Source organism: Paenibacillus contaminans (assembly GCF_003285015.1).
Lineage (GTDB): Bacteria > Bacillota > Bacilli > Paenibacillales > NBRC-103111 > Paenibacillus_V > Paenibacillus_V contaminans.
Map to the genome: position 1 here is coordinate 26,726 of NZ_QMFB01000054.1, position 15,520 is coordinate 42,245.

A 15,520-nucleotide genomic window follows, 5' to 3' on the forward strand; every position below is an offset into this window, starting at 1 on the left:
CGATCTTCCTCCCGTTAGATCATTTACTCACCTAATTGGAACATTGCCTAAACTGCCGCCTTTCGAAAACAGCCGTTGAATGTTGGTTTCGACCGTCGGATCGGGCAGCAGCGGCGGCGCTTGATGCGGCTTCGTACGGGCGTCGATGATGATGTTGTCGCAGCCCCAATGCTTATTCTCATAATAGCCGTTTATCCCGTGAATATCATGGGACGGATTGCTGCGTGTGAACGTGGCCCAAAGAAAATTGTTTATCGTCTCGCTCATAAAGCCGCTGTCGTCACATAATAGGATCATCGGACAAGACGGCAGCTTTCCCTTCTCGAGAATCGCCGCAGTCAAAGCGTTTATGTCCTCTTCCACTTCCGCATAGCTCCTAAATGCAGGTCCTTGAACGGCTGCGATCCCCGGCATCACCATGCAGGCAGGACCGAACCCCCGCAAGTCCTTTAATGCGTCCGGAACTTCCTTGCACAACTCTCTGATTTTATCTCCGACAGCCGCGAAAACGACCTTGCTCCCCGTGTTCAGCCCGGTTCCTGAGTAATCCAAAGTGTCGATCGTCGTGTTGGTTTGAAAATGAATGTCGCGGTGAAGATCGATCCGTTCCAATATATAGGTTAGAAAATCCTCGATATGATGCGTGCTTAATGTCCGTTTCTCTTCAGCCGCAATGAACAAATACTTGGCTAAGCTTAACTGTCCCGTTCCTAAAATCCGATTTGAGATCGTCAGCAGCTCCGCAGGCCGTTTCACTTCCTGATAAGGCGTATAGCGTTCGCTTCCGATTGCAAACAGCAGCGGATGTACCCCTGCCGCATCGACGGCATGGACTTCCTTGACCCCCGGAATTTCTTGCTTGATCGCCCCTCCGGTCAGCTCATGGATCAATTCGCCGAAGGAAGTGTCTTCCTGAGGAGGACGTCCGACGACGGTGAACGGGAAGACTGCATTTTGTCTGGCGTACACCTTATGCACCCGCATGACGGGAAAAGGATGAATTAAACTGTAATAACCCAAATGATCGCCGAAAGGACCTTCCGGCTTCGTTTCACCCGGATGAATTTCACCGGTTATAACGAAATCCGCATCGTGACTGATACAAAATCCGTCGACGTAACTGTATCGGAAGTGACGCCCTGAAAGCAGTCCTGCGAAAGTCAGCTCGCTCATCCCTTCGGGCAAAGGCATAATCGCCGATATCGTATGCGCAGGCGGCCCGCCTATAAAGCAGCTGACTTTAAGAGGCTGTCCCAATCGATTCGCTTTGTCCTGATGGACGCCGATCCCCCGATGAATTTGGTAATGAATGCCCACTTCTTTATTTAGTTCATATTCATTTCCGGTGAGCTGTACGCGGTACATCCCCAGATTGGAATTCATGATTCCCGGCTTCTCCGGATCCTCCGAGTACACTTGAGGCAAGGTGACGAAAGCGCCGCCATCCTCTTTCCAATGTTTAATTAGCGGGAGGTCGGATATTTGGATTTCCTGAAAATCGGACGGAAGACCGCCGTTTTTTTTGAGAGGGAGCGCTTTTCTTGCCGCTAATCCTGTCCCGATGTACTTGAACGGATTTTTGAGCGCTTTGACAGGATCGTTGCGTAAAGCGATCACGCTTTGCGCCGACTCCAGCGTATCCCGAAAAATAAACTTGCTGCGCTCCATCGTTCCGAATAGGTTCGATACCGCCCGAAATTTCGAGCCTTTCACCTTTTCGAACAACAATGCCGGGCCGCCGGACGCGTAAACTTTCATGTGTATGGCAGCCATTTCGAGGTCAGGATCGACCTCTTCATGAATACGAACCAGATGTCCGTGTTTTTCCAAATCAAGAATGCATTGCTCCAAGTTGCGATATCTCATTTACACGAACGCTCCTATTCACGCATACTAAAGCCCCGTGGCTCGTCCCTCGCTGGGATAAGGATTTCAGACCACAGCATGTTCTTTCTTCTTCACGTTACTACCTATTATACCATCTTTTCTCTTGATGCCCTAGGCTCCATCAAATAACCAACGAACCTCTAAGACATGAAGCCCCCCTCCGCTGGTGCCCGCCAAGTACAACCCCACAGCGAAAACAGCGAATTCCGTTTGAAGCCTCCAGCGCCCCGGAATCTCCAGGAATCACCAATATGCTTCCCTCGCTCCTGCTGCTATAGTTAACACATGATCCTTAATAAAAGAAGAGTGATTTAGATGTCGCTATTAATCGGATCCCATGTCTCCATGGGTGGAAAAGAGATGTTATTACACGCAAGTAAGGAAGCAGCCTCGTATAACGCGTCAACCTTTTTAATCTATACGGGAGCTCCGCAAAATTCGAAACGTAAACCGATTGACCAATACCATATAGAAGAAGGTCACGCCCATATGAAGCGGCATGGCATTTCTAACATTGTTGTACATGCTCCATTCCTCATAAACTTAGCGAACACGAAGAAAAAAGAGGTTTTCGACTTCGGTGTGACCTTTCTTCAAGAAGAACTTAAACGGACCGAAAAATTGCAATCGGAACAATTGGTCTTGCACCCAGGATCTCATGTAGGTGCAGGCAGCGAGAAGGGAATCGAACAAATTATCCACGGATTAAATGAAGCTTTTACTGAGGACAGTCACGTACAGGTTTCACTGGAAACGATGGCTGGAAAAGGGACGGAATGCGGTCGAAGCTTTGAAGAGATCGCAAAAATCATAAGCGGCGTTCACCACAACGAACGATTATCCGTTTGCTTGGATACCTGTCACATTCATGATGCCGGATACGATATTGTCAATGATTTTGACGGCGTCCTGGAGGAGTTTGATCGAGTGATTGGAATAGACAGATTGAAAGTTCTTCATATTAATGACTCCAAACATGAACGAGGGGCAAGAAAAGATCGTCATGAAAATATCGGGCACGGGCACATCGGTCTAAAAGCTCTTGATTATATCGTGCATCATCCTCAACTCGTTTTGCTTCCAAAAATATTGGAAACGCCGTCGATTGGAAAAGTAAAATATAAAGATGCCCCTTATAAACATGAAATTGCTCTTTTAAGAAGGGAAATAACGGAACCGATTGCTAAGAACACATAAAATGTTTAGAACTAAGGCATCATCGCCTTGGTTCTTTTTGATGCTGATTTAACAAGGACGAATCGCCGATGGATATGTTAGCGAGGCAGATTCAGGGCAGCTTTTATCCCCACAAACGGACGCCATGCATCACTGTCCCTTGTAAGGATTATGCTATAATGAATTATCGTAATGGAAGGAGAGGGTCCAAATGGAGACCGTGGAATTAATTGCAGTCAGCGCCTTAATACTGTCTCTCCTGCTTCTGCTGAAAGTGATCAGCCTGCAGAGACAACTTAATGAATTAAAATCGGACCAACACCAACACTGGCGTAACAACCTGCCAGAAGTATCCGGATTATCCAACCCTAACCTAAACGCGCCTGCCTCTTCACCGAATGTGACCCGTGTCAGTCCTCCTGTTAATCTTGATGAGAGGTTACGCATGCTGCTTACATCAGGAAAAAAGATTCAGGCAATCAAAGAGTTCAGGGAAGCAAGCGGTTTAGGCCTCAAAGAAGCCAAGGATTATGTGGAGAACTTGGAGCGGAACCCGTATTGAACGGTTTCCATTTTGAAGCAAGAAACCGTTTCATGAACTATAACCTTCTTCGTCCGTGGCGTTAATAACCCGAAGTCTCATTACTTGAGCACACCACAATACTGGACTCATAATCAAATGGTTAACGAAACGCCCCTCCGAAGCAGATCGCAAAGGTAGATTCAGACTACGCCCCCTTCCGCTTCACTCCGTCCGTGCGGGACGAATCGCCGGCCTCATCGAAACCGACGATTCGCTCTTGCACTTGTTTAGTTAGAAAGTTCGGGCAGCTTCGCGCGCTTGTTGGATAGCCCTTCCTTTAATCTCCGTTGCTTGATCGGGAACCGCGGCCATACCTTCTACAAAAATACGTTCGAAACTGGGAACCCCAAAAAACTCCATAATGACCTGCAAATGGCGATTACCCATCTCCATATCTGCGTCGACTGAGCCTGGAGACAAGAAACTCCCGCTAGCTTGAATGTGTATCGCTTTTTTATCGCTCAGCAAACCGACCCGGCCTTTATCCGGCATGTATTTGAAGGTTTTTCCCGGTATGCAGACGGAGTCGATATATGCTTTCATAACGGGCGGATACGAATAATTCCAGGTCGGACTTACCCATACGTATTTATCCGCAGCAACGAATTGATCGGCCAATTCGCCGATACGACCGACCTTCGTTTTCTCCGCATTTGTCAATTCTTGAAAAGAAACGCCTGCCCCCAATTTCCTCCAACCGTTTAAAACATCGGCATCAAGCTGCGGAATGTCCATTCGATAAAGATCAAGCTGCACAACTTCGTCTTCAGGATTTGCGGAGCGGTATGCTTGTATGAATTCTTTGCCTACTGCCATACTATAAGACGTTTCATGATCGCCCGGATGTGCTGTGATAAATAATACTGTAGCCATAATGATCTCTCAACCTCCATTTTTGTTGTTGATCCGTGACGAAGATTCGCCCCTTCACTACGATGACGGATCAAAATTCGCGAGTGTGACACGCAGCGGGATAAAAAACGAATATTTAACGCTTGTCACATCTTCCGACTTTCATTCGTCAGTATTTATAAAGGCCAATTTATTTGAAGGAATGTGAACCATGAGCGAACATGAAAATTTGGCGGAGCGATTCGAAACGCACCGGAGTCATCTGCAGGCGGTGGCGTATCGAATGCTTGGTTCATTGAGCGAGGCGGAGGATGCGGTGCAGGAATCTTGGCTGCGTCTCAGCCGTACGGATACGAGCGATATCGGGAATCTGGGGGGATGGCTGACCACAGTTGTTTCGCGGGTATGTCTAGACATGCTGCGGTCACGAAAATCTAGACGCGAGGAATCGCTAGAGACGACCTTGCCCGAGAGGCTTGAGAGTTATAAGGATGGGAGCGACCCCGAAGAAGAGGCGCTGCTCGCCGAATCAGTCGGCCTCGCGCTGTTGGTCGTGCTCGACACGCTTAACCCTGCGGAACGCGTCACTTTTGTGCTGCACGATATATTCGCCATGTCCTTTTCCGAGATTGCACCGATTACAGGAAAATCGGAGACCGCTCTAAGACAACTGGCAAGCCGTGCGCGCCGCCGGGTGCAAGGGCCAGGGGCAGCTTCGGAAGCGGGCTCTACTAGCGAGCTGACCCGTAACCGGGAAATTATCGATGCTTTCCTCGCCGCTGCGCACGCCGGCGATTTCGATACGCTAGTAGCGGCGCTCGATCCGGATGTTGTGCTGCGGGATGACCGCCAGCCAGAAGCCGCACGAGTGACTCGTGGCGCGATAGCTCTGGCCAAACAAGTCTCGGGACGCGCTCAAGCTGCACAGACGGCTCTTGTGAACGGAGCGATAGGAGTCATCGCGGCTCCGCGCGGAAAACTTGCTTACGTACTCCAATTTACAATAAGGAACGGAAAAATCGCCGAAGTCGACTTGATTTCCGACCCCGCGCGTATAAGCCGCCTCGACTTAGCGGTGTTCGGCGTTTAATTCCCATCAGAAAGTCAGTTTACGATTTTTCGAGCCCCGCTTAAAACCGATTTCCTTGAGAAAAATATGCAGCGACGCTCTTAAATTTGGGAAGAACCGCCATTCTCACATTTGGCTTTTCAATATGTTAGAATGATAAAAACGAATTATTTATTAAGGAGGAACCTGTCGTGAGCGATGGCATAAAAAGTTTAACGCAACCCATCACCCCGCATTTGTGGTTCGACAAGGATGCGAAAGAAGCCGCAGCGTTTTACTGCTCCGTATTCCCTGACTCCAAAATAACAAGCGTGACCATCTTATACGATACCCCTTCGGGTGATTGCGATCTCGTTTCGTTCCTCGTCTGGGGACAGCCTTTTATGGCTATCTCTGCCGGGCCGCTCTTTACATTCAATCCCTCGATTTCGTTTATCGTTAATTTCGATCCTTCTCGCGAACCGAACGCAAGTGAACTGATCGACGAAGTGTGGAATAAACTTTCAGAAGGCGGCACCCCGCTTATGCCGCTAGATAAATACCCTTTTAGTGAACGATTCGGCTGGCTGCAGGACAAATACGGTGTCTCATGGCAGCTTATGCTGACCAATCCGGATGGGGAGCCTCGTCCCCCGATTGTCCCATACATGATGTTCGTAGGCGACAACTGCGGCAAGGCGGAAGAGGCACGGGCGTTTTATCTTTCCGTTTTCCGAAATGCCAAACCGGGCACGCTTGTTCGTTATGGCCCCGGCATGCCGCCTGACAAGGAAGGAACGGTTATGTTCACCGACTTCATGCTGGAGAACACTTGGTTTGCGGCAATGGACAGCGCGCATGAACACAAGTTTCAATTCAGCGAGGCGATATCCCTTTTGGTGCATTGCGAAACACAGGAGGAAATCGACTACTACTGGGACAAGCTGTCCGCCTTTCCCGAGGCCGAACAATGCGGCTGGCTGAAAGACAAATACGGCGTCTCGTGGCAAATTTCCCCCGCCGCAATGGACGAGATGATGACTACGGGCACGCCGGAGCAGCGAGAGCGCGTTACACAGGCATTCATGAAAATGAAAAAGTTTAACCTTGCGGAATTACAAAAAGCATTTTTAGGGAGTTAAGTTGATGAGGCTGTTCGGCGAAAAATTTGATAAAGTATTGCCAAAACGCAGCTTATAAAATTTACTTTTATAAAACTTGGAAACGGCGTGAAGCATATGCCGCTTTGATTATGAGAAATCGCAATCGATTCCTCATAATCAAAGCGGCATTTTTTATCCTTCATGCTTGAAAGGCAGACGTATAAGTGAGAGGTTTTGAGACTAAGATGAACCAATGGCTTGACTAGCAGCTTAGTACAGAAAATAATCCGAGGAGACGTGAAATACTTCAAACGGAGATTAAGCACGGTACGAAGGAGTTTTTGAAACTTCGCCGACCTTTAGTGACAAGCGCGATTACCGTTGAATAATAAGTGCTTGGTAGGTGAAACATTTTTTCAAAAAGCACCGGGAAGTCCCGATGCTGCAGGTTTGTATTTGGTGGACCCAGGAAGATCGCCCCCGACCTCATCGCTTCAAGCAACGTGATCTTTCGCCGTCGTCTGTTTCGCAGTCCGCAATTTTCGCATTTTGCCCTCTCACTTCAGCGTTGTATAAATAAATTGACCGATATTCGTGATAGCCTGCCGCGCTTCCGGCAGCATGTACGCCAAAAAATGAAAGACACTCCACATATTTTCCCAAACTTCCAGTTCAACAGCGACACCAGCGGCTCTTGCGCGATCGGTGAAACGCAAGGAATCGCTTAACAACACCTCTTGATCGCCTACTTGGATGAATAAACGAGGAAGCTGGTTCAAATTCATCCTTAGCGGCGATAACAAAGGTATTACCTCCGATTTGCTTCCTAAGTAATCATCCAAAATCTTTTTATTTCCCTCCAAACTCCCTGTCGGATCAAGCTCCGCTCGACTCGAGTACGATTCACCGTCCAAATGAACGAGATCGGTATGCGGCGAAATCAAAAAAGCACCTGCCGGCAAATCTTCTCCGTTCTCCCGCAAAGAAAGCAAGGTCATAAGCGCAAGGCTGCCACCGACAGAATCTCCCCCGAAAACAATATTGCGCGCGGAATACCCGTTCGCCAGCAGCCAGCGATACGCCAGCAAGCAATCCTCGTTGGCAGCAGGAAACCGATGCTCTGGAGCAAGACGATATTCGACAGTCAACACTTGTACACCGCAGGATTCTGCAATTCTGGAACAAAGATCCCGGTAAAATTCGCAGCTGCCGGCTACAAATCCTCCTCCGTGGAAATAAAGAATCGCTCGGTTGTCCTGTTCCGGAACAAGGTTCACCGGGATGAGCCACTCTCCGTTTAACGGACCGATAGTTGTTTTTCTGACCGTAATATCCGATGGATTCGGTATTTTTTTCGCAGCCTCGAACATATCCCTCCGAATTTGTTCCACCGTTTTGTTTTCGAATCTGCCGGTTTGCTTTAAGTAGCTTTTGATTGCTTCTAGTTGTTCGATAGGCGTTTTGTCCAAGTTTATTCCTCCTACAGGTTGATTACCGTCAGTATAAAACCTGTAGTAAGATACAAGGTCAAGCTAAGATTCCATGTTGAGTACCCGGAGTGTCGTCTGCACCTCTGGATGCTTATCCGTTGTTTGCAACTCCTTTTTCAAGTTATCCAGCATCGTCAACGTTTTTTCCTTCTTGGCAATTTCAGCACGGATTTTGTCCGTTTTCTGTTCGATCACAGTAATAAAATCACCGATCGTGATTTGTCCGTTACTGGACTTGATCAGTGCTTTTTTGATTTCCTTTAATGTAAACCCGCAGGACTTGGCATTTTGTATAAAAGCAAGCCGAGTCAGCACATCATCCGAATAAACGCGGTAGCCTGACTTTGATCGCTGAGGGGGTGCGATAAGTCCAAGTTCCTCGTAGTATCTTAACGTTTCCGTATTTACATTCGCCATTTTTGCGATTTGCCCGCGTAGATAGGCCGACATTCCCCATCCCTCCAATGTATACCCGTACATTCTCATACTATTTAAATTTCTCGATAATCACAAGCAAGAGAAGGTCCGACTGTAAGAGACCAAATTGTGCTGCCGAGTCACCTAATCCCCGAGGCTTCCAAACGCATTTCAAGTCGAACGTATGACTTTAAAAACTTGAGTTACTAATTGCTCTACATAGTTTTTTTCAATCGGATCCCCCGTAACTAGTAAACGGTAGAAAATCGGACCGTAAATGAGATCTGTGCATATTACGATATCGAGATTCTTCTCCAGCTCTCCACGCTGAAGCCCCCGATTCATAATATTACGAACCTCAAGCCTGCGAGGCTGAATATAGCGGGTCCGAAATGCCTCGGCCAATGCAGAATCAACCTGCCCCTCTCCTATAATTTCCAGGAAAATGGACCCCTCACGGCTTATCATAAACAGTGCCATATTCGTAGCATGTTCCAGGATATCTTGAAACACCGAACCTGTATCCGGCACCGGCAATCTTGCAGAAGCAGCAGATAGAAAACCGTCCATCACCACTGCAGCCTTGTTTGGCCACCATTTATAAATTGTGGCTTTGCTTACCTGGGCACGCTCAGCGATTTTCTCTACCGTAACAGCTCCGAAGCCGCTTTCCAATAATAATTCATAAGAAGCGGAAAGGATGGAGCTTTGCGTTTCCATATTGCGCGGACGCCCTCTTTTTCCCTGCACATGAATCCTCCTTTGTCAAAATCCGCTTTTTCCAAATAAACGATACGTTTAGTATACAAAATAAATCATTTTATAAAAAGTCTATTTACAAAACGATACGTACAGTATATCATTTCAATTAATAATTATAAAACTAAACGTTCAGTATTTATTTAAAGGAGGATATTTATGGCTAGTGAACAAGGGAAACAAAACAAACGCTTATCAAGTTGGATAATGTTTCTGTTGGCAGCCGCGTGCGGACTTATCGTTGCCAATCTTTATTATGCTCAGCCCCTTGTAGGACCTATCAGCATTGCAACCGGCCTTACTGCATCAACGGCGGGATTCATCGTTACAGTGACCCAAATCGGTTATGTAGTCGGGCTGCTGTTCATCGTACCGCTAAGCGACGTCATTGAAAATCGGCGTCTCACGTTGGTAATGCTTATGGTTGCAGTTGGCGCACTGTTAACTGCCGGACTCGCACCCAATGCACCGTTATTCTTTATCGCATCTTTATTCATTGGTATTGCATCGGTCGCGGCCCAGATTCTGGTGCCATTCGCCGCCTATTTAGCTTCCGAAGACCAGCGCGGCCGCGTTGTCGGTAATGTTATGAGCGGCCTCTTGCTCGGTATTATGTTCGCCCGGCCGTTGGCAAGCTTCGTAACCAGTCTTTGGGGTTGGAGAGCTATATTTATTTTGTCTGCAATTGTTATTTCTTTATTGACCGCCCTGCTATCATTTGCACTTCCTATTCGTAAGCCGTTTCCTGCAGTACGTTACAAAGAATTAGTTCTTTCTTTAGGCGTTATTTTGCAGCAAACTCCCTTGTTACGACGTCGCGCTCTGTATCAAGCTTGTTTGTTTGGTGCTTTCAGTTTATTTTGGACTGTTGTTCCTTTACATTTAGCGGATCATTTCGGAATGTCCCAAATAGGTATTGCATGGTTTGCGCTAGTTGGTGTAGGCGGGGCGATAGCCGCACCGATTGCCGGAAGATTAGCGGATAAAGGTTGGAGTAAATTGTTAACGGGAATAGCCATGATTGTAGCCGTATTGTCTTTTTTGCTCATCCATCTGTTTCAAGGTTCTTCAATCTTTGCTCTGATTCTTCTCTTTGTATCCGCCATTACACTCGACATGGCCGTATCGGGGAATCTTGTGATTAGTCAACGTACGATTTATTCATTGGGAAGTGAAGCGAGAGGACGCTTAAATGGACTTTTCATGGCAATATTTTTCGTAGGCGGAGCCATCGGTTCATCTTTGGGAGGCTGGTCTTATACCCAGGGAGGCTGGAGCTTCACATCTCTTATTGGCACGATCTTGCCGCTCTTGGCTTTGGTTTACTTTCTCACCGAAAAAAGAACAACTGAACGGATTGAACATACTAAAACCGGGTAAAACCAAAAGCCTCCGCAAAAAATGATTCACACATCTCGCCTTCGGTATACAGTCGCGGCAATGATGATTGCGGCAAGTGTCCAAGCACCCAAAAGGATGCCGCCTTGCACTGGGGTGAGCGCACTTGCATGATCGGGCTGCGGAAACCACATCACAACTCCTGCCATGTCCGGAAGATACTTGGCGAAATCTGCTTGGTCCCGTATAAGCGGACCAGCTATGAAGTAATAGCCGAGCATGATAGCGAGCGCAGGAAGCATCCGGCGCAGAACAACTCCGATTGCCGCACCGATCAGTGCAGTCAACGTGAGGTATGCGCTTACTCCCAGCATGGCGGACACGAGATTTCCCCCTACAATAGGAGCCCCGGCATCTTCGAAAAGAATATGGGTTAGCAGAACTCCAGAAGATGATACAACGAATGCAGCAGGGATGAGCACGACTGTCAGTGCGAATAACGCCGCGAAAATCTGGATGCCTCGCCGCGGCATTGCCATCAGTGTTGTGCGAATCTGACCGCCGTTAAATTCGGAGCAAATGGTCAGTATGCCAAAGATCATAAGTCCCGCTTGCGAATAGCTGACAGAAGCCAACCCGATTTCCAGCCTGCTTTGTAGGGAGGTTAAGTCCTGCAATCCGGCGTATGAGAAAGCGTAAGCCAGAATAAGATTGACGATAAAGGTACCGCTGAGGGTGAACCATGTAATCGGCAGCGAACATAGCTTTGACAGCTCTGCCTTTATCGCCCGGCACATTTCTTGACCATACGTCCGGGTTATCAACGTACTCATACATCCCTCCGACAAAAGGTAATCGTTCCAATGAGCAACAATGCTGCCACCCAAGCCGTCATAACTGCACCACCCCCAAGCGGTGTGAGTGTACTCCCGGCATCTTCGATTTCATGAAACATGCGAATTCCGGCCATATCCGGCAGATAGTTCGCCAAAGAGGTGATGCGGGTCAGCAAATAAGTCACGGTCACGACGGAGCTATTCAGCATCAAAACGGCCAGCGGCAGAGCGGCGTGCCGTGTCAGGATCGTAATTCCTAAAGCCAAAAGTGCGGTAAGCACCCAATAGCATACAACGCCGATAAGCCGGGAAATATCGGTAATCCCAAGCGCAGGAGCATGCTCCACAAGGATGATCTGAACCACAATCATTGTGAGAATGATCGCGATGATGGCGAGAATGGCGCTAACCGTTGCAACGGCAGTCGCTTTCGACAGTAGAAAACGAATTCGTGATGGGTTGGCGGTCAAACTGGTCGTCATCTGGCGTCCGCCGCTGCCGGATTCTTCACTCTCAGTGAAGTACTCACTACTGATTGCTATAATGCCAACAATAATAACTCCCATAACACCGAACCCCAACTCTTCAAAACCGATAGGGTATTCGACCGCTGTTTGAACGCCTTTTGTGATTTCGGAAAGCTCCTGAAAGGAGCGGATTACGGCGATTGCAGGTGCAACAAGTATACCAACCACAACTGCAATCCATATGGTGGGTAAAGAGAGAAGCTTTGAAAACTCTGCGGCAAGCGCTTTTTTCATGAGATGTCCCTCCTCGTGGTAAAAGCGAAGAAGGCATCTTCTAATGTCTTATGGGAACCAACGATCTCGATAAGCGTACCGCTTGCCACAATGTGCCCCTTATTGAGAATAACAATGTCGTCTACCGTTTCGGCGGTTTCCCCCATCAGATGACTCGATAATAATATGGTACGCCCTGATGCCGCACGTTCACGGAGAAACGTCCTGATCCAACGGATTCCCTCGGGGTCAAGCCCATTCGTAGGTTCGTCCAATATCAAAATCTCCGGATCGCCAAGCAGCGCGGCAGCCAAGCCTAGTCGCCGCGCCATACCAAGAGAGTAACTGCCAACCCTCTTCGAGGCAGCATGCGCAAGCCCTACAATTTCGAGGACTTCATTGATCCGAGAACGCGGAAGCCCTGCGGACCTGACAATCCAGTTCAAATGCGCTCGCCCTGTGCGCAACCGATGCGCTCCCGATCCGTCAAATACGGCGCCAACGGCCGTCAGCGGATCGGCAAGCTGGGCGTATGGCACGCCATTGATCAGCGCAGTGCCTGATGTGGCTCGGTCAAGTCCCAATAGGATTCGCAGAGTAGAACTTTTCCCTGCGCCATTGGGACCGAGGAACCCGGTCACGCGACCGGGCTTAGCTTGAAAGCTAATGCCGTTTAGGATATTGTGCGATCCACGGCGCTTTGTTAACTGTTCGATAGTGAGCAAGCATAACACCTTCCTTGTCTTTGTTCTGCTTCACATCATATCGAACCAAGTCTAAAATCAGGGAAGGTTATTTCTAAGTTTGGTCTAATTTTTTCCGATCCACACGGTCGTCCCCTCCGCATTGGAACTAAAATCCACTTGCAGTCTCATTTCATTTAGCATGTGCTTTGAAATCTTGAGTCCCATGCCAGCGCCGCGATTGGCAGACAGGGCATCCATCCCCGGTCCATGATCTTGAATGATGAACCGCTCTTGCCCGATATCCACAGCAATACCGATAAACCGTCCATCGACCGCATGGCGAAGGACATTTTGAAACAGGTTGCCAAGCACGCGCGTCATCCATTGCGGATCGATTTCCCATGAGATGGTCGCATCGAACGGGAAGTCCGCGTCTATATGGAAGCCTGCGTTCTCAAATGCCGGATACCATGATGCAACAGATGTTCTTAGAAATTGAACCATATCGGTGGGCTCGGGATGGTACGGGTATTTACCCGATGTAAGCAATGTATAGGATAAAAGATCATCCATTAGCTCGCTAATATGCGTGATCGTGTGGTCAATCGCTATGAGCGAGGCCCCCCCTTCCTGGCTGAGAGGTTCCCTTTGCAATCTGGAGGCGTGCCCGCGAAGAGCGGTCAGCGGCGTCCGTAAATCATGGGACAGATTGGCAATCAGTTGTTTTCTGAGCGATTCTTCTTCTAGCTCCCGCTGGTGGCTATCGCGGAGTTTCCGGATCATTTGATTAAACGAAGCCCCCAACTGATCCACTTCATTCATTCCAGAATCACGTTCTGGGATCGGTTCTGGAATCCAGGAACCGTCCCCTGGAACAGACATCGCCTTTTGCAGGAGGATGAGCTGCTGCCGAAGACGATAAAAAAACACCCCTGAAACCGAAATAAAGGTGATAATGATGAGGCCGATCAAACCGGATATGCTGCGTGTCGTATCCATGCTCGGGTCAGAAGACGGATTCACGCCAGCTACCATCATAAGGATCATTACGGGAAGCAAAACAAGGCTCAGGAAATGAACCACTAAGTAACGTCGAAAAAAAGAGCGTTGTTTCATATTTTTATCCGATATCCAATTCCGCGTACTGTCTGGATGATTTCCGGCGCATTAGGATCTTGTTCCATTTTCTCTCGAAGATGGCGAATATGGACCGACAGAGCTTTGTCTCCATTTATGTATGATTCTCCCCAGACAGCCACCCATATTTGCTCTTGCGTAAGAATCTGATTCGGATGGCGCAGGAAACACTCAAGAATTTGGTATTCCTTTCCGGTCAGGTTAACTTCTCCTCCAGTACGCTCATTGATCACCGTGCGTCCGGTAAGATCAACAAGGATGTGCTGTCCAAGCTTTATACGATCCGTGAGTCCCGCTCCACTGCGGCGGAGCAGCACTTCTATCCTGGCAGCTAGCTCATCAAGATGAAAAGGCTTGGTGACATAATCGTCGGCAAACTGCAGCCCTTGCAGCTTATCATCGACAGCCGCTCGGGCGGACAGCAGCAAAATGGGCAGCGAAGGCGCTGCTTTCTTCAATCGCTGGCCGACCGTAAAACCGTCCAGTCCAGGCAGCATAATATCGAGAATAACCACATGACTTCCCTGTATTTCGTTTTCCACATTTTCACCGGATAACATCCAGCGAACTGCATATCCCCGCATTTCAAGTTCCTCTTGGACCCAGCGTCCGATATCTTGATTGTCTTCAATAAATAGAATACGTTTCGCTCTCATGACACCACTTCCCTTGCTTATCTTCTCAATCTTTTACAGAAATCTTCAGATCGTCGCCATCTACACTTACCTGAATCTTGATCGTTCCATATTCATCTACAACTTGGCATTACTGATTACATTTGTCAAAAACCAAACACGATATTTTCTCACTGATTTTGTCTAATTACTTCTCCTTTTCGTCCTGGAAATAAAAGAGCCATTTTATTACTTCTTGTAAAACGGTTGTATTTAACGAATAGACGATATAGTTTGCTTTTCGCTTATCCCTAACCAATTCGGCTTCTTTCAAAAGATTCAAATGGCGCGAAATACTTGGCTTACTAATCTCAAAATGATCTGCAATTTCACCAGCCGTCAAATCCTTTTCTTTTAACAAATCCAATATTTCCCGTCTTGTTGAATCAGCAAGAGCCTTGAATACTTTGTTAATAGACATATTATTTATCCTCATTTAATTTATGTATTTAGCTAATTAGCTAAATTTAATTTCAAATTACCACAAGAAGAATGTTCCGTCAAGATAAGTATGAAGAATGGGAACCTATTTGACTTGGCCTATCGATAGCTATCATTTTACGATGCGGTCGCGGCGTCGCTTTCAAAACCTGCTGGAAATATCACGATTCCGGAATTACCTTTTCTGTCATTCCCCCGCCCATTTAAGCAACACACAGCACTCTACATTTGTAGCGTTTATAAACGTAGTATACAAAAAAACGGCATCTCTGCCGTTTGAGTTCTGTATTGGTGGAGCCTAGGGGGATGTATGAATCTCGATTTAACCTTCTGACGAAGCTGACTCGCCGAAG

Annotated in this window: 16 protein-coding genes; 5 read left to right on the forward strand and 11 right to left on the reverse strand. The window is 47.8% G+C overall.

Annotation, left to right across the window (positions count from 1 at the left end; genetic code table 11):
• Window positions 1-27 precede the first annotated feature (27 nt).
• The gene (locus tag DQG23_RS40315) at window positions 28-1,866 is read right to left on the reverse strand and encodes a UbiD family decarboxylase (RefSeq protein WP_113036709.1); all 1,839 of its coding nucleotides are present in this window, start codon (window positions 1,864-1,866) and stop codon (window positions 28-30) included.
• A gap of 336 nt (window positions 1,867-2,202) precedes the next feature.
• On the opposite strand from DQG23_RS40315, the gene DQG23_RS40320 reads away from it, so the two are divergent.
• Both DQG23_RS40320 and DQG23_RS40325 read left to right on the forward strand, forming a co-directional pair.
• A complete protein-coding gene (locus tag DQG23_RS40320; RefSeq protein WP_113036710.1) occupies window positions 2,203-3,084 on the forward strand; it encodes a deoxyribonuclease IV in 882 nt (293 codons plus the stop codon).
• Between the two features lie 190 nt (window positions 3,085-3,274).
• On the forward strand, window positions 3,275-3,625 hold the full coding sequence (locus DQG23_RS40325) for a ribosomal protein L7/L12 (RefSeq protein WP_113036711.1): 351 nt from the start codon (window positions 3,275-3,277) through the stop codon (window positions 3,623-3,625).
• A 252-nt stretch (window positions 3,626-3,877) separates the two neighbouring features.
• Here DQG23_RS40325 and DQG23_RS40330 read toward each other — a convergent pair whose 3' ends face one another.
• Window positions 3,878-4,519, reverse strand: coding sequence for an NAD(P)H-dependent oxidoreductase (locus DQG23_RS40330; protein WP_113036712.1), 642 nt, complete (start codon window positions 4,517-4,519; stop codon window positions 3,878-3,880).
• A 190-nt stretch (window positions 4,520-4,709) separates the two neighbouring features.
• Here DQG23_RS40330 and DQG23_RS40335 point away from each other — a divergent pair, with 190 nt between their 5' ends.
• Window positions 4,710-5,588, forward strand: a complete 879-nt coding sequence (locus DQG23_RS40335; RefSeq protein ID WP_113036713.1) for a sigma-70 family RNA polymerase sigma factor — start codon at window positions 4,710-4,712, stop codon at window positions 5,586-5,588.
• A gap of 170 nt (window positions 5,589-5,758) precedes the next feature.
• Window positions 5,759-6,688, forward strand: coding sequence for a VOC family protein (locus DQG23_RS40340; RefSeq protein ID WP_238178250.1), 930 nt, complete (start codon window positions 5,759-5,761; stop codon window positions 6,686-6,688).
• Between the two features lie 518 nt (window positions 6,689-7,206).
• On the opposite strand, the gene DQG23_RS40345 is transcribed toward DQG23_RS40340, so the two are convergent.
• The 3 genes from DQG23_RS40345 to DQG23_RS40355 form a co-directional block, all read right to left on the reverse strand.
• Window positions 7,207-8,118 (reverse strand): alpha/beta hydrolase, encoded by a 912-nt coding sequence (locus DQG23_RS40345; RefSeq protein WP_113036714.1) that lies wholly within the window; start codon window positions 8,116-8,118, stop codon window positions 7,207-7,209.
• Window positions 8,119-8,181: 63 nt separating this feature from the next.
• Window positions 8,182-8,589 (reverse strand): MerR family transcriptional regulator, encoded by a 408-nt coding sequence (locus DQG23_RS40350; RefSeq protein WP_158560952.1) that lies wholly within the window; start codon window positions 8,587-8,589, stop codon window positions 8,182-8,184.
• Window positions 8,590-8,727: 138 nt separating this feature from the next.
• A complete protein-coding gene (locus DQG23_RS40355) occupies window positions 8,728-9,306 on the reverse strand; it encodes a TetR/AcrR family transcriptional regulator (protein ID WP_113036716.1) in 579 nt (192 codons plus the stop codon).
• Window positions 9,307-9,474: 168 nt separating this feature from the next.
• Here DQG23_RS40355 and DQG23_RS40360 point away from each other — a divergent pair, with 168 nt between their 5' ends.
• Window positions 9,475-10,695, forward strand: coding sequence for an MFS transporter (locus DQG23_RS40360; RefSeq protein ID WP_113036717.1), 1,221 nt, complete (start codon window positions 9,475-9,477; stop codon window positions 10,693-10,695).
• Window positions 10,696-10,721: 26 nt separating this feature from the next.
• On the opposite strand, the gene DQG23_RS40365 is transcribed toward DQG23_RS40360, so the two are convergent.
• The 6 genes from DQG23_RS40365 to DQG23_RS40390 all read right to left on the reverse strand — a co-directional run bounded on the left by DQG23_RS40365 (window position 10,722) and on the right by DQG23_RS40390 (window position 15,141).
• Window positions 10,722-11,486 carry an ABC transporter permease gene (locus DQG23_RS40365; protein WP_238178251.1) on the reverse strand — a complete coding sequence of 255 codons (765 nt, stop codon included), beginning with the start codon at window positions 11,484-11,486 and terminating at the stop codon, window positions 10,722-10,724.
• Window positions 11,483-12,250: an ABC transporter permease gene (locus DQG23_RS40370; protein WP_113036718.1), complete on the reverse strand. Its 768-nt coding sequence runs from the start codon at window positions 12,248-12,250 to the stop codon at window positions 11,483-11,485. The genes DQG23_RS40365 and DQG23_RS40370 overlap by 4 nt, the downstream gene beginning before the upstream one ends.
• A complete protein-coding gene (locus DQG23_RS40375; RefSeq protein ID WP_113036719.1) occupies window positions 12,247-12,954 on the reverse strand; it encodes an ABC transporter ATP-binding protein in 708 nt (235 codons plus the stop codon). The genes DQG23_RS40370 and DQG23_RS40375 overlap by 4 nt, the downstream gene beginning before the upstream one ends.
• An 84-nt stretch (window positions 12,955-13,038) precedes the next feature.
• Window positions 13,039-14,031 (reverse strand): sensor histidine kinase, encoded by a 993-nt coding sequence (locus DQG23_RS40380; RefSeq protein ID WP_113036720.1) that lies wholly within the window; start codon window positions 14,029-14,031, stop codon window positions 13,039-13,041.
• Window positions 14,028-14,708, reverse strand: a complete 681-nt coding sequence (locus DQG23_RS40385; protein ID WP_113036721.1) for a response regulator transcription factor — start codon at window positions 14,706-14,708, stop codon at window positions 14,028-14,030. Before DQG23_RS40385 ends, DQG23_RS40380 begins: the two co-directional genes overlap by 4 nt.
• Before the next feature lie 166 nt (window positions 14,709-14,874).
• Window positions 14,875-15,141 carry an autorepressor SdpR family transcription factor gene (locus DQG23_RS40390; RefSeq protein WP_146762480.1) on the reverse strand — a complete coding sequence of 89 codons (267 nt, stop codon included), beginning with the start codon at window positions 15,139-15,141 and terminating at the stop codon, window positions 14,875-14,877.
• Window positions 15,142-15,520: the final 379 nt, after the last annotated feature.